Raw genomic sequence first — 17,254 nt, 5'->3', positions numbered from 1 at the left:
AAAGTGCAGCAAAAGCTATTGACTGGAAGACTTATCCTCGCGGATGTCGCCCGCGGCCTCGCGCTCCTGACAATGGCAATCTATCATTTCTCCTGGGATCTTTCTTGGTTTGGTGTTGTCGACTGGGATGTTTCCGGTTCGCCAGGTTGGCGGTTGTTCGCGCAATTGATTGCGGGCAGTTTTCTGTTTCTGGTTGGGTTCAGTCTGGTGCTGGCGCATAAAAGCGGTATCCGCTGGGAGAGTTTCTGGCGTCGAGAGATAAAGGTGGCAGTTGCTGCGCTTGCGGTTTCGGTTGCGACTTATTTTATCTTTCAGGATCAGTGGGTTAGATTTGGAATTTTACATTCAATCGTGGTGTCGAGCCTTCTTGCCCTGCCGTTTTTGCGTGTTCATTACGTGTTTGCGTTGCTATGTGGGGCAGGGGTGATCCTTCTCTACCACTGGCTCGGGGATTATGTGCTGCCATACCGGCAGTTTTTCTGGCTTGGGCTCAACTCCTTACCTGAAGTTTCCGTTGATTATGTGCCACTTATTCCTTGGTTTGGGCCAGTGCTTTTGGGCATCGGGTGCGGGGATATCCTGCATCGCTATAATCTTTTGCGGTTTTTGCGCGGTTCTGCGTTTCCGAGCGTTATTTCGCGTTGTTTTGCGTGGTTCGGTCGACATTCCCTTGCGACCTACCTTCTGCACCAGCCGGTCCTGTTCGGGATCGTTTGGGCTGGTGTGACTGCTGGAGTGATTGGTACCAGTGGCGATGTTCAGGTCAGGAGCTTTCAGCAATCTTGCGTGATGGCTTGTAGTCAGACCGTGGATGCCAGGCAGTGTGAGCAGGCGTGTCGGTGTACCTCCTCTGAAATAAAAGAGCGAGGCATGTGGGAGGACTTGCTGACAAGACCGAATGATGCGGATGTGCGTGAAATCGCGCAGCAGGTCTTTCAGGTGTGTCTGCGCCGGTAAGTTCGGCATCCCTTTGCGATATGATTTTATCCCCCTGCTTCAAGGAAGATATGCCCGCGTTAAGCTGATTTAGCCGATCTGTTTGTGAATCAGTCAGGCAGAGCTCTCTGAAATTTCGGAGAGTTGGGCATCAACTATTCTGGTGCGCAGCTATTCCTCTGAAAAAATATACATTTTCTGGCCGCTGAAATCTCAAGGGGGCATTCATGAGGTCTTCCTTTCCTAAAAGGCTGTGTTTTTGCGCTCTTACCTATACGTAAGTTTTGGAATTGAATGAGATTTTCACAATCTGAGCTGAGATGTCGTTTCTATGAGTAAGTCATAGTTTGCTCAATTGTGTAGCTGACATAAAGTTATCTTCAGAAGAAAAATACTCAAAACTACAGATAGATGGTATTGACCACAATAAATGTACGGATAATATATCACTCGGTAAATATACGCAGTTATTATGAAGTGATGTTGAGATTTTCGTGCTTGTGGGGGGGAGTATAGTCGTAATCTATGCTCAAATAATGTTTTAAACATAGCGTACCTCCATGAGGTGAGCTCTTCTTTCACGACATATCTTCGCATCCCTTCAGGAGTGAGACCGGTTTTGGGGAATTACCGGAAGCTCACGAGTATGGGGGAAGAGAATGCGGGTTTTGAAGAATGCAGGCCGAGGCCTTGCAGCAGGCTGCTTTGTGCTGGCCGGATCAAGTGCTGCCTTTGCGGGTGCGTGGGATAATATGGGAGTTGGATCCCTTGATCTGCTGTTCGCGCCAGAAAAATTTGTGGTTGAAGGTGGGGCGACCTACTTTGACCGGAATGTTGATTACAAGGTGAAGAGTGCAAAGGCGCAAGGCGGGGCTGATGTTGGCGTTGGCCCTATCGCTTCCAATTCGACCAACGAACGTACCACTCCAAATATTTGGAACTATCAGGTCGGCGTAAAGGCTACTTTGATGGAAAATCTGGATTGTCTTGGGCGCACATATAATCCATTTGGGATTACAGAAGAAATGGATCCTACCTGGGCGGGCCGTTATGGGGGGTATAAGACTGAGGCAGGTACATTCGGATTAGATGCAACTTGCGCGTATAAGTTTCAAATTGATGGCAGTAGTAATTTCAGGGCGATTATTGGTGTTAAGGCTTTGGACTTAACTTACGATTCTGATGGAGTGGTCCTTGGTGTTGCTTTAGCAAGTGGTCTTGTTGGGACACCTCTAGAAACTGCTCACGATCTTGGAAGCCGTACAGCTCCAAATGGAAATACATATAGTGATTTTGTCTCTGGTGCTTCTTTAAAATCCAAGGGTATGAGTTGGGGATGGCGTGCAGGCGTTGCTTATGAAATTCCTCAATACGCAATGAGAGCCAGCCTTGTATACGATTCAGAAATTGAATTTGACCTTGAAGGTGAAACCTACGTCAATGATGTTCCGTTGAAACCTATTGCTGGTGGAGGAACGACCAATATTCCTGGAACTGCTTTTGCTTCTCTGACGTTGCCTCAATCAGTTGAATTGAATGTTCAGTCAGGCATAGCGCCTGGGTGGTTGGCAACTTTCGGTGTCAAATGGATGGATTGGTCTGTCATTGATAGTCTTGTTTTGACGGATGCAAAGGGCGACAAAAAGACTGATCGGGCTCTGAACTTCAAAGACGGATGGACTGTTAAGGCAGGTGTCGGCCACAAGCTCAATGAAAAATTGAGTCTTGGCAGCTCAGTGCAATGGGACCGCGGTGTCGGGGGGAGTTATTCTGATACCTACACACTAGGGCTTGGTGGGTCTTATGCACTCAATGATAAGGTCAAGGTCATTCTCGGTGGTGCGGCAATCTATAAAACCTCTGGTGCGGGTGATGCTAACAATCTGGCTAGTGGGGCTGAAAATAACTATGAGTATGATTCTTCTTGGAATTACGCGCTGAATACAAAATTGCGCATAGCGTTCTAAATAAGTTCAAAAAACTCAAATACAAAGCCGGGGGCGTTGTCTCCGGCTTTTTTTGTTTTGGGTGCTCGTGCCGGGATTTTAGGGGAATCCTTCATTGTGTGTGATTTGTGCAAGATGCAGCTCAATTTGTGCTGTTTATGCAACAGTTTTGTGGAGAAATGAGCATGTTGGATTGTTGGAAAACCTATCCCAAAACTCTTAAGTAACTTACGTATAGGTAAGTTTGACTATCGTCTAATGCTTAGTCGCTCTTTGCGATTAACTGGCCTTTGTTTGAGAATAGTAATATAACATCATAATTTACCTTAGGTCATATTAAAGTCTAGAAAAGCTTACCCAAGCGAAATAGTGTAGTATTTATACTATGGGAGGGGTGATTATTTCTCCCGATGCGTTATGCATGCAGTCAGAACTATATCAGTTTGCTCTGCAAATTGGTGGGATTGCACTGGCGCGAGACACGTTGATGCTCGTTGAGTGCGGATTGCAGGATTATCGCATTGGGGCGAAACGCACTGCATTCCGCATCTTAAGCAAGTGCTCCCAACTGAATGAACCTAAAATCGGTGTTTTAAACACTGTGTACGGGGAAACATAAGGGGGAGAGGGCATGCGTGTTCTCAAGACATTGGCTCAGACAACCGTTCTGGGCTGCGCGGTATCCATGATTCCTGCTGCTGCATTTGCAGGCGGTTGGTCCACTGAAGGCATTGCAGACTACGATTTGCTGTTTGCTGACGGCAAGTTCGTTGTTGAAACTCAGGCGACTTATGCAGACCGTAACGTTGACTTCAAGAATGCGAAGACAAACCAGACTGGTCGGCCAGAAGACACAACTAACTCATCCGCTGATGACATTGCACCGAACATCGCAGTGTTTTCTGGTGCCGTAAAAGTAGAGCTGCTGGAAAATCTAGACCTGTACGCTCGTCTCAACCAACCTTATCTAATCCGCGAGCAACCTGGATTTGATTGGAACGGCCGTTATGCCATTGGTGAAACAAATGCAGATGCCTTGGGCTTCGATGCAATGCTGAGCTACAAGCACGAAGTGAGCAAGGGTAACTTCGTGCGTGTATTTGGTGGTCTACGCTCTGTTACGGTTGATTATGAGCAGTTGTCCAAGACACTGGCTCCTGTTATCGATCCTGGTACTGGCCTTCCTATTGGTACTGTTGATCTGGATACAGATATTAATGTGGATTCAAAACGAGAATACGGCTTTCGTATTGGTGCAGCATTCGAAAAACCAGAGATCGCGTTACGTGCGATGATCGCGTATGAGTCCGCAATTGATGTGGAGCTTGATGGCGCGCTTTCCATTCAGAATGTTGGAAGTTTTGGTTCAAATGCAGAAGCGACGCTTCCTCAGTCAATTGAAGCGAAGGTTCAGACCGGTATCGCTCCTAAATGGTTGGCGTCCCTCGGTGTTAAGTGGACTGATTGGAGCGTACTTAATGAGCTTGCTGTTGATGTGGCTTCTCCAGGTGGCCCAGTACCAACAAAAGTAGTTCGTGATCTTGGTTATTCTGATGGTTGGATTGTTGAAGCTGGTATTGGTCATCAGTTGACAGACAAACTGAGCCTCGGAAGCAGTGTTACTTGGGACAAGGGTATCGGAGGCCCTTACTCTGATACATATTCGCTTAGCCTGGGTGGTAGTTATGACTTCGCGAAGAACGTGAAGTTTACACTCGGTGGTCGAGCAATCTTCAAAACCTCAGGTGAAGGTAGCTATGACATTGCTAAGACTGGAGCTGTGAACTCTCAGGTTAACACCGATTACGAATACGACTCCTCCTGGAACTTTGCGGTTTCCTCTAAACTCCGCGTAGCGTTCTAAGCTTTTGTATCTTTGAGAATTATGGGGCCGGGGATGGTGATCTCTGGCCCTTTTTTATTTTGGGACTGAGGCGATGAGGTGGCATTCGTAGCGGTTGTTGCTGCTGAAGCGGATTTCGACAGATGGTTGTTTAAACTTACTGTTGATGCGAAAGATCACGGCTTGAGCGCCGAGGCTTGAAAGATGGTCGGGTAGTTTGTTGCTGAAGAATTTGTAGTGAGCTTTGATTGGGTGGGCTGTCATTTTGATGACTTCACCGGCAACAGCGATTTCAACAAATGTGTAGGTTGAGGTGGTGTCGATTTCATAATCGATAAACACTGCCGTTCCACGAAACTCATCATAAATTTCCTGACAATGGTCGGTCATTGCTGAGGAGGCTGCCCCGGCACTCACTGCTGTTCCAAAGTGGGCGATGGGTAGCATGAGTTCTTCTGTGATCAGTCGTGCATTTGCCATGCCAGCTGAGCCCAAGTGGACTGCAGCAGCTATGCACAGCACCACCGCTTTTTCGCGAAGTGGTTTGTTGTGACAGGCGATTGCTGGGAAAGGCATTTGCCTTACTGTCTCAGCTTGAAGGCTTCAGTGCTCAAAAAGCATTTGTCTGTTGGTTGGTCTCCAGCTGCGATGATGTGCACCACTTCATCGTCGAAGTCGTCTTCCATTGTAAAGATGACCCTTAGAAACCCTTTGCTTTTCAAGATATCTGGCATCTTGTCTGAGGTGAAGGAATAGGTTTCCGGTATGCCGAGAGGGGTGAGCCTGACTTCAGTGCTTTCCACCAGTGCCACTGCTCTGTTTTGGGTTGGGCTGATCTGATATTCGACGAAAACTTCCTTGCCCATACCGAACTCGTACTTTTTCTCGCAGGCCTCTGTCACAGCCGGGTCTGATGAGCCGTCTTCCTTTAGGCCAATGATGAAATTGAGCGGGACGAGGACTTCGCCACTGACGTTTTTGGAAGGCGCGGCTTGGGACGCTGTGGTGAGGAAAAGAGAGGCGGCAATGATGGTGAGTGTACCAACTCCGAAATGTAGCTTTGTCATTCTTATTAATCCTGCTCGGTATGAGAAATGAGCGTCAAGCTGGTGTGAGAGCGATTTTGCGGTTGGTTTCATTGAATGGAACACGCTCTGGCTGTTGTGGTGCAGTCTGCGGCAACCTCAGGCATCACTCAATTCAATGCGGTCAGTCTGGTTAAGAGAAGGCAACGGGTTCTTTCAAATCTTTGCTGAGAAATTAAGAGGATGATTACACGAGAGTGATGGAACGAACTAAGAACATACTTTCTTTTCCAAATGACTCACGGCATAGTGCACCCATGACTAAGCGCCCTACAAAATCTTCCAGTTCTTCTTCATTGCCTGAAGCTGAGGGGTCCTCCTCTGGCTTTGGGGAAGCTCCGCAGCCTGCACTTTCCGGCAGTCCGTTGTCAGGTTCCGTTTCTGACTGGGCGGACCAGATTGCTGATGAAGATCTTTCCGGTCTGAAGGCTCGCAAGGAAGCAGAGCAGCCGAGCGAAGAAAAGGCTGCTCCGAAGAAGAAAGCTGCTGCGAAGTCAGCGGCCAAAAAGCCTGCTGCCAAGGCGAAGAAAGCACCTGCCAAGTCTGCGCGGGGCACGTCCATGGGGGCCACGAGTGATCCGCGTGAGCGGGCCAAGGGTGGTTTGAACCCGGTAGCGGGGCTGGATATCTCGCTGGAAGATGCTGAGAAGCTTCTTGATAGTCACGTCAAAGAGACGAAGAAAAAGAAGAAGAAGGCCAAGGAAGACACGATCACCGGAGCGACAGCGACTGTACAGGCGCTGGCACGGCTGATTGAGCAAGGCCGCTCTGATGAATCCGGGGAGGATGCCTGGGTTCCGCACCGACCGGAGCGTCCGTCAAAGTCTGAGGGTGGGGTTCCCATTGTTCTAGAATCCGAATTTGAGCCCAAAGGAGACCAGCCGACGGCGATTGCGGACCTGAAGGCCGGTCTTGCGGATGGAGATAATACGCAGGTTCTGCTGGGTGTTACGGGTTCTGGTAAGACCTTCACCATGGCGCAGTTGATTGCGCAGACACAGCGCCCGGCGCTGATACTTGCGCCCAACAAGACGCTGGCGGCGCAGCTGTATGGGGAGTTCAAAAGCTTCTTTCCGAACAATGCGGTTGAGTATTTTGTTTCCTACTATGATTACTACCAGCCCGAAGCCTATGTGGCGCGGACGGATACCTTCATTGAGAAAGAAAGCTCAATCAATGAGCAGATTGACCGGATGCGCCACTCTGCAACCCGCTCGCTGCTGGAACGTGATGATGTGATCATCGTGGCTTCGGTCTCCTGTATCTACGGTATTGGTTCGGTTGAGACCTATACGGCCATGACCTTCCAGCTGGAGGTTGGTGAGAAGATTGAGCAACGCCAGCTGCTCGCCGATCTGGTTGCGCTGCAATATAAGCGCAATGATGCAGCTTTCCAGCGTGGGACGTTCCGTGTGCGGGGGGATACGATTGAAGTGTTCCCGGCGCACTATGAAGACCGGGCCTGGCGTATTTCCCTTTGGGGCGATGAGATTGAAAGCATCACCGAGTTTGATCCTCTGACAGGTAAGAAGTCCGGTGAGCTTCAGCTGGTGAAAATCTACGCGAATTCGCACTATGTGACGCCAAAGCCGACGCTGAACCAAGCCACCAAGTCTATCAAGGCAGAACTCAAGCAACGCCTTCAGGAGCTGAATGACCATGGCCGCTTGCTGGAAGCGCAGCGGCTGGATCAGAGGTGTACGTTTGATCTGGAGATGATGGAGGCAACGGGTGCCTGTGCGGGCATCGAGAACTACTCCCGTTATCTGACTGGCCGTGCACCGGGTGAACCGCCACCAACGCTGTTTGAATACCTGCCTGACAATGCGCTTGTGTTTATTGATGAGAGCCATGTGACCGTGCCGCAGATTGGCGCGATGTACCGAGGTGACTTTAGGCGTAAGGCGACGCTGGCGGAGTACGGCTTCCGTTTGCCGTCCTGCATGGACAACCGGCCTTTGCGTTTTGAAGAGTGGGACGCGATGCGGCCTCAGACAGTTGCGGTTTCAGCCACGCCGGGCAACTGGGAGATGGATGAGAGCGGCGGTGTGTTTGCCGAGCAGGTTATCCGTCCCACCGGCCTGACTGATCCTGATATCGAGATCCGGCCTGCCAAGACGCAGGTGGATGATCTGCTGGGCGAAGTGCGGGAGAAGGCGGCCAAGGGCTTCCGTACGCTGGTGACAACATTGACCAAGCGCATGGCGGAGGATCTGACCGAGTATCTGCACGAGAATGGTGTGCGGGTGCGGTACATGCACTCTGATATTGATACGCTGGAGCGGATTGAAATCCTGCGTGATTTGCGCCTTGGAGCGTTTGATGTACTGATCGGGATCAACCTGTTGCGTGAGGGGCTGGACATTCCTGAATGTGCTTTGGTGGCTATTTTGGATGCTGATAAGGAAGGGTTCCTGCGTTCTGAAACCTCGTTGATCCAGACCATCGGTCGTGCTGCGCGTAACGTAGATGGTAAGGTCATTCTTTATGCTGACAGAATGACTGGCTCTATGGAGCGGGCTATTGCGGAGACCAACCGTCGCCGGGCGAAGCAGGAAGAATACAACGAAGAGCATGGCATTACGCCAGAGAGTGTGAAGCGCTCTATCGGCGATATCATGGAGAGCGTTTACGAGCAGGATCATGTTTCTGTCGATGCTGGCTTTGCCGAGGAAGGGGCCACGATTGGTCACAACCTTAAAGGCCATATTGAAGATCTTGAGAAGAAAATGCGTGAAGCTGCAGCTGATCTTGATTTTGAGATAGCGGCGCGGTTGCGCGATGAGATCAAGCGCCTGCAAGAGACCGAGCTTGCAATTGCCGATGACCCCATGGCACGACAAACTTCTGTTGCGCAGCAAACCGGCGGGTTTGGTGGGAAGAAGAAATATGGTGCCGCTGGCAATTTGCCAAAGGCAGAGGCGGATAAAGCTGATGCTGGCAGCAAGGTGCATAAGCCACGGCTGGGTGAGATGGGGCCGGGAACAGACCTGCCGACACCAGCTGGTGCAACCGGCGAGAAGAAACCGCGCCGGACTTCGTCAGGGCGCAGTTCAGGCGGGCGACCAGGCACGCGGACCCATCGAAAGAAGAACTAGGGCAGATTTGATTGATGATGGATGCCTGCTGAGCCTTGGTTTGGCGGGCATTCTTTGACTGTCACGTTTACTGCTCAAGCTGATTTGCTAAGTGCGCAAGATTTTAGCGTTAGAACTAAACGTTACCTAAAGGTCATCGATTACCTTACACCCGCCTTTCAAAAAGGCCGATGTAACTGTGAGGAAAAACACATGGCCCCAACATCAATTGGACTCTCAAAACAGGCACGGGAACAGACCGCGAAGCATTTGAACAATCTGCTCGCAGATGAATTTGTGTTACTGATGAAAACGTGGAGCTGTCACTGGAATCTGAAAGGTCCCAACTTCATTAGTCTGCATGAACTGCTCGATGAGCAATATCATGCGCTTGTTGATTTTGTTGATGATATTGCTGAGCGTGTCCGGGCTCTGGATTGCAACGCTTTGAGATCTCTGCATGATTGTCATGAGCATACACGGCTTAAAGAAATGCCTTCCGAAGTAGCTCTTCCAGATCAAATGGGTATGATTGCTGGTTTGCTGGCTGATCATGAGTCCGTTGTTCGAGAGCTGCGGATTAATCACGACAGTGTTGAAGAATATGAGCATGATGTGGGGACTGTCAGTTTGATGGAAGACCTCATTATCAAACATGAGAAAATGGCCTGGTTCCTCAGAGCTCATCTTGAAAAGTAAGTGCGGTTTGCTTCTCGGAGGGACTGAATGGTGACGCCTGGAAACTGATCGGGCAAAGATTGTGTTCTTTCGCGCTGGCCTGCTTTGGATAAATCATATAGTGCTCTCATCAGCTTGAGTGCGTACTGATAGCAGCCGCATCTGATCAGCTATAGTGGAATTTGTAGTAGTAATTGGCGTTGCATGACAAAGCACATTGTTTGGGACTGGAACGGTACCCTACTGGATGATTTCGAAATCACTGCGCAATATGGTATCGACTATTTTGCAAAGGCTGGATTGAGCGGTGTGACGTTTGAGGATGTTCGCCAGCATCATACCCGTCCTTTTGCGGATTATATCAAGTCGCTGATGGGGCGTGCCGCTACTGAAAGCGAGCTTGCCAGCTTCTACAGTGACTTCAGCAAAGTCTACGAGCCTGCGATGTATGATTTGCCACTGGCACCTGATGCGTTTCATGCTCTTGAGGCTATAAGCGGTGCTGGTAAGAGCCAGTCGATCTTGTCCATGGCTCCCCATGAGGAGCTGGTCTCGCTTGTTCGGCACAATGGTATCTACGAGCATTTTACCCGCGTTGATGGCGCACGGGATTTGAAGAAGCATTTCAAAATCGATGCACTCAAAGCGCACTTTGATGAGCTGGGTGTGGAGCCTTCCAGCGTCTGCGTGATTGGTGACAGCATTGATGATTTTGATGCGGCCAACGGTCTTGGAGCTTCTGCTGTTCTGGTTTCAACCGGCATGTACTCCCACAACCGCCTCGTCGCCACAGGCGCCCCAGTCGCCACCAGCCTTACGGGTGCTGTCGCTGAGGCGCTGAAGTAACGGATTATGAGCGATGGTTACAGACCATCGATGAGATCACGACCTGCGAGAATCTGGAGGGATGAGCCTTCCAGGTCGTTTCCGACTGCCTCCTGCTGGCCACCCAGATGTTTGGCGAGAAACAGTTCTACCATGGCATGATAGGCTCGACGGTTGTGCATTTTCTGAATGCCGTGGCCTTCGTCCGGGAAAAGGCCGTAGGTGACTGGGATGTCGTGATCTTGCATGGCGGAGACAATTTGCTCTGACTCTGGTGGCTTGACGCGTATGTCTTTGCCACCCTGAACGATCAACAACGGTTTTTCGATCTTCCCGACATGGGTGAGAGGTGAGCGTTCCTTCAGGAAGGCGCAACCTTCTTCAGTTGTGTAGTCGCCAAGACGTGTTCTGTAGAGGGACTTCCACGTTTTCCAGTATTCAGGGATGGTGCCCAGAAAACTGAGCAGGTTTGATATTCCAACCAGATCAATTGCACAGGCAAACTTCTTCGGGGTTTGAGTCAGGCCAGTGAGTGCTGCAAAACCGCCATAGCTACCACCCATGATGGCGATGCGGTTGGGATCGGCTATTCCTTCATCAATGGCCCAATCGACAGCATCCAGAAGGTCAGTTTGCATCTTTCCACCCCACTCGTTGCTTGCAGCATTTACGAATGCCTTGCCAAAGCCGGAAGAGCCTCTGAAGTTGACGGATAGAACGGCATAGCCTCGGTTTACCAACCATTGGTGTGTTGGGTGTATCCCCCATGAATCTCTCATCCAAGGCCCGCCATGTACCAACAGCACCATGGGATGAGGCCCTTCTGCTTTGATTGGTCGTGACAGGTAGCAGACAAGGTCTAGCCCATCTCTTGCTTTGACGATTGCGGGTGACATTCTGACTAGCGGTAAGTCTTGTAATTTGGGTTGAGTGACAAACAGGAAGGTGCTTTTTCCGGTTGATCTGTCATAGCAGTAGAATTCAACGGGTTGGTTGTCCTGCACATGAGTCAGAATGAGTTTCTCAGCATTTTCTGAAAGGCTGCTGATTTCTATGTCTCCAGCAAAGAGTTCTTTGAAAGCGGAGAGAACAGAGGCAAACTGAGGGTCTATACCCTTCCAATTGGTACGGACAAATGTGGCCTTAGCTGCCAAAGGACGTTGTGTGTGCGGGGTGAGCAACAGATTGTTGATGTCTGCCTGCGAGTCCTGTGCCAGAATGGCAATGGCTCGTGTTTGAGTATTTTCTGCTAGTGCTGCGGCTTTGTCTCGTCCGCGGCTGTCGATCCAGAACAGGGTTTGTCCATCTTCGCTGAACTCAACAGGTCTGGTGGTCAAACTGTCTTCAAAGGGAATGAGGGCGTAACGCTGCCAGTCTTTGCTGCTCGGTCTATGAAGATATTCAATCTCGCCGTTGTCGGTGTAGCGGCGAGCGAGGCGGACGTTGAAGTTGCTGTCCGTAAAGAAGCCTGCAAATTGGTCGTTCTGTTCAATGAGCTGGCTGGCTCCAGTAGAAAGAGAAACCCTGTAGAGGTCGAAATGCTTTTCAGACCTTTCATTATGGGCGATCAAGATTTCATTGGGGTGATTTTTCGAAATCTCCTGAAGATAGGCTTTAGCTCCGACCTCTGGCGTCAGACATTTGGCATCTGTGCCATGAATAGAGACGCTCATGATACAGAAGTTCTCATCGCCTGACTGATCCCGAGAAAACAGAATGTGCTGGCCATCAAACGCCCACTCGAGCGTGAGACCAAGATGGCGGTCTGTGAAGCTTGTGAGAGGGCGGGCTGTCTGCGGGTCTTCGATGTTGGCGAGCCAGAGATTGTGTACGCTGTTGATGGGGGCATGAAATGCGATCCATTGACCACAGGGGCTGATTTTAACCAGGCGACGCTCAATTGGATCGAAGAATGTCTGGCGTGGTATGAGGGGAACTCTTTCCTTCACTTTCATGGTGGATTGTCCTGCTTGAGATACCAAGATTTTCCAGAGTATCGGTAGCAATGGTTTGCTTGTCTATCCTCGCGTGTTTGGCTGAGGGGGCAGTTCAGTCGCTTGCGTTAGGGATTGAAATGCTTTTCGCTTGCCGAGGTCATCGCCTAAATTATTCATTTCAGAAATAAGCTGCGTTAGATCAATGCAGACTGCCAGTTACGGACGCATTGTTGATAATAATTCCGAATTGCAGGTGGACGTTTCTCGATGAAAAGAATTCTCTCAACCCTTCTTGTGAGTGTATTGATGGCGGGTGGTGCTCTTGCTGGGGAGGGCAAGACGTATTCCGTTAATCAGGTGACTGATGCCAGTGCGAACACACCGTCTCATATGTTCCGCTTTGAGCCTGATCTGCTTGAGGTGCCGTTGGGCGCTACTGTGAAGTTTGATAATTTTGATGGAAACCACACGGTTATTTCGATCAAGAAGATGACGCCGGATGGCGGGCCGAAATTCAAGTTCAGCAAGATGTCTGCTGATCGGAATGTTACCTTTGATACACCGGGAATTTATGGTGTGACCTGCGGTATTCATGGCCGTTTTGGAATGGCGATGATCATCAAGGTGGGTGAAGACAGTGCCGAGGACTTGGAAGGCGCTCGTTCTGTGGTGCCGGGTGGTCGGATGGGTACCAAGATCTCCCAGATTTTGGATCGGCTTGAAGGCAAGTGAGCGTGTAGAGCTTGCGCGGAAGTTAGATAAAATAAAGGCAGCCGGTTGGCTGCCTTTTGTGTTTTGTGCTGATGCTTTTTAAAGCTCTATTCGGCCTGTGCCATGCTTCGTCGGGATTTGAGGTAGTGAGGTCCGACTTCAACAAGCAGGATACCGCTGAAGATGAGGGCGCAGCCGATCAGTCCGATTGGGGCGATGCGTTCGCCCAGAATGACTGCTGCAGCCAGAGCGGCGAAGAGGGCTTCTGAAGACAGCATGATGGCTGCGTCGGACGGTGTGGTCCATTGCTGGCCGAATGCCTGGAAGGTGAAGGCCACGCCTCCAGACAACGCGCCTGCGAAGAAGATTTCGAACCACGCATCCTGAAGGGCTTGCACGGAGTAGGCTTCGAAGAAGAGTGAGGCTACTACACACACAACGCCAAGGAAGGCGAACTGGATGACAGCAACGGTGATCGGGCGGCCAGAGGAGGTTGCGAGGCGTCCAACGAAGATCACTTGCAAAGCCCAGAAAACTGCGCACAAGAGCATGAGCAAGTCGCCGCCGTTCAAAGCTGTCAAACCACCGCCGAGCAGGTAAATGCCGAGCAGGGTGAGCAGGCTTGCAGGCCACACGAGGAAATTTGGTCTTCCTTTAAAGAACAGTGTGACAAGGATTGGCGTCAGCACAACATAGATAGCGGTTAGAAAACCGGCGTTGGTGACGGATGTTATCACGATGCCATACTGTTGCAGGACAGTGCCCAGTGTGAAGGCAACACAAACCATCAACAGCGCAGGAAGGTGAGCCTTGCCAAGTTTCTTGGTGCTGTGCACGCGGCGTTCGCGCAGCGCGAATGGAAAGATCACCAAGGTGGCGAGGAGAAATCGCAGGCCAGAAAACTGCAGGGGTCCAAGACTTTCCATTGCAGTTGATTGCGCGACAAAGGCCATGCCCCAGATGAGGCCAGCCATGAGAAGAAGTATGTTTGCAGATGCCCTAGTCATCCCGCAGCTGTACTGCAAGCGAATAGGTGCTGCAAGCGGTCTGTCAGCGCTTCTGTTGAATTTCTCTCAAGGCGATTTTGAGCTTCTTGACGGTGTCAGATACGTAGCGTTCATTTGCACTCGCGCTGCGTGTGCTGGCATTTGACTTTTGGGCAAACGCTCTAAAAGACAAACAAGACCATGATCATTATGCCAACGAAAGCGGCGATGACTGTTGCTGCAACAGGCCATGGTGATTGGGCGTGACTGACGTGCTCTTTACGATGGTAGTCAACTGGCGAGGTTCTCATTGTGCTCCCCTGCGGCCCAGGTCAGTTGTTTTCCTGAGTAGGGGCCAATAGACGCGGATTACATCGAATACAGAAAGTATATATTACTGGATTTTGGTGTGTTCGAGATACCACAGGTTGAGCTTAAGCAGATCACTCAATTGCAAAACTGCTATTGCCCATATTTTCTTATAGATTCAGAGCTTCGAGACCAGCCTCGAGATAATCAGGCAAGAGGGGGAGGCCCAAAAGGTACGTTGAGACTGGAGATGTGGATCGTTCGCGTGCTTCAGAGAAGGCAATATCCAGGTCGTTCTGATCATAATCACCGCGACCTATCCATGCGATGGCGACCAGTTCTGTCGCTTCGTCGATGTTGAGGTCGTCGATAATCTCTCTCAGTTCAGACTCAGAAAAGTCGTCATGCTCTTCTTCTGCAAGTCCGTCATGGTGGTGAACGTTTTCCAGCTTTTCCGTATCGAAGGAGAAGTCACCTTCGTGCCCGTCCTCGTAAGTGTCTGGCAGGCTTACGGAAACAGCGCGCGCTTTTTGTACGATCAAGCGAACAGTTTCTGCAGATAGTGCTAGTTCTACGGCCATCGTTCGTCCCCGCTTATTGCTGTAACAGAACGTTACTCCTGTTCGGAATTATTCTGCAAGTGGAACTTATGGAACAGCTGCCTGCAGTCCAATCGCGCTGAGTGACAGTATGGCGCTGCTGAGAGTAATAGGCGATTTAAGCGGCAGAAAAGAAAAGGGAATTGGTTAAATGGAGGTTAGTGCGTGACCGCAACTTATCCTATGTAGTTCTACCGAGCGGAATACTGGATATCGTTATGGTTAAAAAAAACAGTATATACCGCAGGGGTAGGGGTTGTTTGTGCGCTGCACCTACGAGTAGCATTTGATGTAAGGGCGAAAATACAATCAAATCTCCTAGAGTTTCTAGGTGCTGGCGGACCTGAGTGCTTTGTGCTGGCAGGGGTGTTTCTTACCCTGTCGGCACATCCAAAAAAGAGCCCCTTTTCCTGAAATACCTGCGCTTAGATTTTGAATGCGTAGATTTTTGAAAGCACGAAGTTGAAGGTCATGGACACCAGTGTGGCGAGGATAACGGCCAGATAGGTGGAGAAGCTGTCGATCAGGGTGATCAGCGCGCCATAGGTGCTGTAGTTGATGACCGCCCCCACGCTGTTGACCAGAACGAATCTCACATACTCCCCAAACGGATTGCCTTCAGAGCGGAAGGTGAAGATGCGATTCCAGAACCAGTTGTTGGTCATGGCAATCCAGATGGAAAGGATTCGCGCAATGAGGGGATCAAGACCAGCCACTTGCCAGAAAAAGGCGAGGGCTACCAGATCGACCACAAGACCAGAGCCACCAACCATTCCGAAGCGAATGAACTGATTTTCGAGTAGTTTTCGCAGCAGGCTTTTCACGGAATTCAGGCTCTCATTTCTGATGGGACCAGCTAAATCTTCAGGTCTTTAGCTTGAGAGGCTGCTTAGCTTTGTTCCTCCGGAAATACAAGAGACGCAGCGTCACAGAACCCCTGATTATATCTGGGGAGTAATATTTGAAAAAATCTGCAGTCTTTGGCGAAATTTGAGCAGAAAAACTGGCGTGTTTGCGCTTGCCAAGCTTTGGTCTGCGCCTTAGGGTCTGCCCGCACTTATTTTGCGAAGAACGTACCCGCTTCTATTGGAGGGCATTATGGGCTTTATCGCTGACTCGCTGTCTCGTGTGAAACCATCTGCAACGATTGCAGTGACCACGAAGGCACGCGAACTGAAAGCCGCAGGCCGCGACGTTATCGGCCTTGGTGCTGGTGAACCAGATTTTGATACGCCAGACAACATTAAAGCTGCTGCAATTACAGCTATTAATGAAGGCAAAACAAAATACACAGCGGTTGATGGCACTCCTGAGCTGAAACAGGCAATCAGCGCCAAGTTCCTGCGTGACAATGGCCTGAAGTATGAGCCAAACCAGATTACTGTTGGAACCGGCGGCAAGCAGGTGCTCTACAATGCATTGATCGCAACCATCAATCCAGGCGATGAAGTTCTCATCCCAACACCATACTGGGTGTCTTACCCTGACATGGTGCTGCTGGCTGGTGGTGAGCCTGTGGTTGTTGAAGCGGATCAGAAGACCTTCAAGATCACGCCTGAAGCGCTGGAAGCGGCGATTACGCCTAAAACCAAGTGGTTGATCTTCAACTCACCATCCAATCCGTCTGGTGCTGGCTACACGCGCGATGAGCTGAAAGCTCTGACCGACGTTCTGCTGAAGCATCCGCATGTCTGGGTCATGTCTGACGACATGTATGAGCACCTGGTCTATGATGACTTTGAGTTCACCACGCCTGCGCAGGTTGAGCCTCAGCTTTATGATCGCACTTTGACCGTGAATGGCGTTTCCAAAGCGTATTCCATGACCGGTTGGCGTATTGGTTATGCGGGTGGCCCTGCTGATCTGATCAAGGCGATGGCGAAGGTTCAGTCTCAGTCCACCTCCAACCCATGCTCCATTTCTCAGGCAGCTGCGGTTGAAGCGCTGAATGGGACACAAGACTTCATCCCGGTCAACAACAAGGTCTTCCAGGATCGTCGTGATCTGGTTGTTTCTATGTTGAACCAGTCTTCCGGTCTTGAGTGCCCGGTTCCAGAGGGTGCGTTCTACGTGTTCCCATCCTGTGCTGGCACCATTGGCAAGACTGCGCCGTCCGGCAAGGTGATCGAGACTGATCTGGACTTTGCAGGTGAGCTTCTGGAGACTGAAGGTGTTGCTGTTGTGCCGGGCTCTGCGTTCGGTTTGGGTCCAAACTTCCGCGTTTCCTACGCGACTTCTACTGAAGCTCTGACTGAGGCTTGTACTCGTATTCAGCGCTTCTGCGGAAACCTGAAGTAAGCTTATCTGGAAAAAGAGCGCCGA

16 protein-coding genes are annotated in these 17,254 nt (G+C 50.4%); 9 read left to right on the top strand and 7 right to left on the bottom strand.

Going from position 1 to position 17,254, the window contains the following annotated elements; genetic code table 11:
• Positions 1-3 precede the first annotated feature (3 nt).
• The 4 genes from PsAD37_RS24320 (at position 4) to PsAD37_RS24305 (ending at position 4,746) form a co-directional block, all read left to right on the top strand.
• Positions 4-957, top strand: coding sequence for a DUF1624 domain-containing protein (locus tag PsAD37_RS24320; RefSeq protein WP_063298272.1), 954 nt, complete (start codon positions 4-6; stop codon positions 955-957).
• A 686-nt stretch (positions 958-1,643) separates the two neighbouring features.
• Complete coding sequence (locus PsAD37_RS24315; protein WP_208992062.1) at positions 1,644-2,903, top strand: OmpP1/FadL family transporter; 1,260 nt, start codon at positions 1,644-1,646, stop codon at positions 2,901-2,903.
• Positions 2,904-3,303: 400 nt separating this feature from the next.
• A complete protein-coding gene (locus PsAD37_RS24310; RefSeq protein ID WP_063298270.1) occupies positions 3,304-3,501 on the top strand; it encodes a hypothetical protein in 198 nt (65 codons plus the stop codon).
• A gap of 12 nt (positions 3,502-3,513) precedes the next feature.
• A complete protein-coding gene (locus PsAD37_RS24305) occupies positions 3,514-4,746 on the top strand; it encodes an OmpP1/FadL family transporter (RefSeq protein WP_063298269.1) in 1,233 nt (410 codons plus the stop codon).
• A gap of 54 nt (positions 4,747-4,800) precedes the next feature.
• Here the strand turns inward: PsAD37_RS24305 and PsAD37_RS24300 are convergent, their stop codons facing one another.
• Both PsAD37_RS24300 and PsAD37_RS24295 read right to left on the bottom strand, forming a co-directional pair.
• Positions 4,801-5,301, bottom strand: a complete 501-nt coding sequence (locus PsAD37_RS24300; RefSeq protein ID WP_063298268.1) for a hypothetical protein — start codon at positions 5,299-5,301, stop codon at positions 4,801-4,803.
• Between the two features lie 5 nt (positions 5,302-5,306).
• Entirely contained in the window at positions 5,307-5,792 is a 486-nt protein-coding gene (locus PsAD37_RS24295) for a hypothetical protein (RefSeq protein WP_063298267.1), read from the bottom strand.
• A 218-nt stretch (positions 5,793-6,010) separates the two neighbouring features.
• Between PsAD37_RS24295 and uvrB the strand changes: the two genes are divergently transcribed.
• The 3 genes from uvrB (at position 6,011) to PsAD37_RS24280 (ending at position 10,411) form a co-directional block, all read left to right on the top strand.
• A complete protein-coding gene (gene uvrB / locus PsAD37_RS24290; protein WP_208992061.1) occupies positions 6,011-8,908 on the top strand; it encodes an excinuclease ABC subunit UvrB in 2,898 nt (965 codons plus the stop codon).
• Between the two features lie 21 nt (positions 8,909-8,929).
• Positions 8,930-9,586, top strand: a complete 657-nt coding sequence (locus tag PsAD37_RS24285) for a Dps family protein (RefSeq protein WP_084408097.1) — start codon at positions 8,930-8,932, stop codon at positions 9,584-9,586.
• A 183-nt stretch (positions 9,587-9,769) separates the two neighbouring features.
• On the top strand, positions 9,770-10,411 hold the full coding sequence (locus tag PsAD37_RS24280) for an HAD family hydrolase (protein WP_063298264.1): 642 nt from the start codon (positions 9,770-9,772) through the stop codon (positions 10,409-10,411).
• A gap of 17 nt (positions 10,412-10,428) precedes the next feature.
• On the opposite strand, the gene PsAD37_RS24275 is transcribed toward PsAD37_RS24280, so the two are convergent.
• Positions 10,429-12,345, bottom strand: a complete 1,917-nt coding sequence (locus PsAD37_RS24275) for a S9 family peptidase (protein WP_084408095.1) — start codon at positions 12,343-12,345, stop codon at positions 10,429-10,431.
• Positions 12,346-12,594: 249 nt separating this feature from the next.
• Between PsAD37_RS24275 and PsAD37_RS24270 the strand changes: the two genes are divergently transcribed.
• Positions 12,595-13,059: a plastocyanin/azurin family copper-binding protein gene (locus tag PsAD37_RS24270; protein ID WP_208992060.1), complete on the top strand. Its 465-nt coding sequence runs from the start codon at positions 12,595-12,597 to the stop codon at positions 13,057-13,059.
• Positions 13,060-13,145: 86 nt separating this feature from the next.
• On the opposite strand, the gene PsAD37_RS24265 is transcribed toward PsAD37_RS24270, so the two are convergent.
• From PsAD37_RS24265 to PsAD37_RS24255, 4 genes are all read right to left on the bottom strand, one after another.
• A complete protein-coding gene (locus PsAD37_RS24265) occupies positions 13,146-14,045 on the bottom strand; it encodes a DMT family transporter (protein ID WP_084408093.1) in 900 nt (299 codons plus the stop codon).
• A 161-nt stretch (positions 14,046-14,206) separates the two neighbouring features.
• Positions 14,207-14,335 carry a hypothetical protein gene (locus tag PsAD37_RS29440; protein WP_256387170.1) on the bottom strand — a complete coding sequence of 43 codons (129 nt, stop codon included), beginning with the start codon at positions 14,333-14,335 and terminating at the stop codon, positions 14,207-14,209.
• A 168-nt stretch (positions 14,336-14,503) separates the two neighbouring features.
• Complete coding sequence (locus tag PsAD37_RS24260) at positions 14,504-14,914, bottom strand: DUF3775 domain-containing protein (protein ID WP_063298261.1); 411 nt, start codon at positions 14,912-14,914, stop codon at positions 14,504-14,506.
• A gap of 443 nt (positions 14,915-15,357) precedes the next feature.
• Positions 15,358-15,756, bottom strand: coding sequence for a GtrA family protein (locus tag PsAD37_RS24255; RefSeq protein WP_153039851.1), 399 nt, complete (start codon positions 15,754-15,756; stop codon positions 15,358-15,360).
• A 274-nt stretch (positions 15,757-16,030) separates the two neighbouring features.
• Here PsAD37_RS24255 and PsAD37_RS24250 point away from each other — a divergent pair, with 274 nt between their 5' ends.
• Positions 16,031-17,230 (top strand): pyridoxal phosphate-dependent aminotransferase, encoded by a 1,200-nt coding sequence (locus tag PsAD37_RS24250; protein ID WP_063298260.1) that lies wholly within the window; start codon positions 16,031-16,033, stop codon positions 17,228-17,230.
• Positions 17,231-17,254: the final 24 nt, after the last annotated feature.

This window comes from Pseudovibrio sp. Ad37 (genome assembly GCF_001623075.1).
Taxonomy (GTDB): domain Bacteria; phylum Pseudomonadota; class Alphaproteobacteria; order Rhizobiales; family Stappiaceae; genus Pseudovibrio.
Note: the sequence above shows the minus strand (reverse complement) of the source record. Positions and strands in the feature narration are given on the sequence as shown.

Bases quoted from the DNA above. Each gene is read 5' to 3' on its own strand.
- PsAD37_RS24310 (WP_063298270.1), top strand. From the start codon at position 3,304: ATGCAGTCAGAACTATATCAGTTTGCTCTGCAAATTGGTGGGATTGCA.
- PsAD37_RS24305 (WP_063298269.1), top strand. From the start codon at position 3,514: ATGCGTGTTCTCAAGACATTGGCTCAGACAACCGTTCTGGGCTGCGCG.
- PsAD37_RS24300 (WP_063298268.1), bottom strand. From the start codon at position 5,301: ATGCCTTTCCCAGCAATCGCCTGTCACAACAAACCACTTCGCGAAAAA.
- PsAD37_RS24295 (WP_063298267.1), bottom strand. From the start codon at position 5,792: ATGACAAAGCTACATTTCGGAGTTGGTACACTCACCATCATTGCCGCC.
- uvrB (WP_208992061.1), top strand. From the start codon at position 6,011: ATGGAACGAACTAAGAACATACTTTCTTTTCCAAATGACTCACGGCAT.
- PsAD37_RS24285 (WP_084408097.1), top strand. From the start codon at position 8,930: ATGCCTGCTGAGCCTTGGTTTGGCGGGCATTCTTTGACTGTCACGTTT.
- PsAD37_RS24280 (WP_063298264.1), top strand. From the start codon at position 9,770: ATGACAAAGCACATTGTTTGGGACTGGAACGGTACCCTACTGGATGAT.
- PsAD37_RS24275 (WP_084408095.1), bottom strand. From the start codon at position 12,345: ATGAAAGTGAAGGAAAGAGTTCCCCTCATACCACGCCAGACATTCTTC.
- PsAD37_RS24270 (WP_208992060.1), top strand. From the start codon at position 12,595: ATGAAAAGAATTCTCTCAACCCTTCTTGTGAGTGTATTGATGGCGGGT.
- PsAD37_RS24265 (WP_084408093.1), bottom strand. From the start codon at position 14,045: ATGACTAGGGCATCTGCAAACATACTTCTTCTCATGGCTGGCCTCATC.
- PsAD37_RS29440 (WP_256387170.1), bottom strand. From the start codon at position 14,335: ATGAGAACCTCGCCAGTTGACTACCATCGTAAAGAGCACGTCAGTCAC.
- PsAD37_RS24260 (WP_063298261.1), bottom strand. From the start codon at position 14,914: ATGGCCGTAGAACTAGCACTATCTGCAGAAACTGTTCGCTTGATCGTA.
- PsAD37_RS24250 (WP_063298260.1), top strand. From the start codon at position 16,031: ATGGGCTTTATCGCTGACTCGCTGTCTCGTGTGAAACCATCTGCAACG.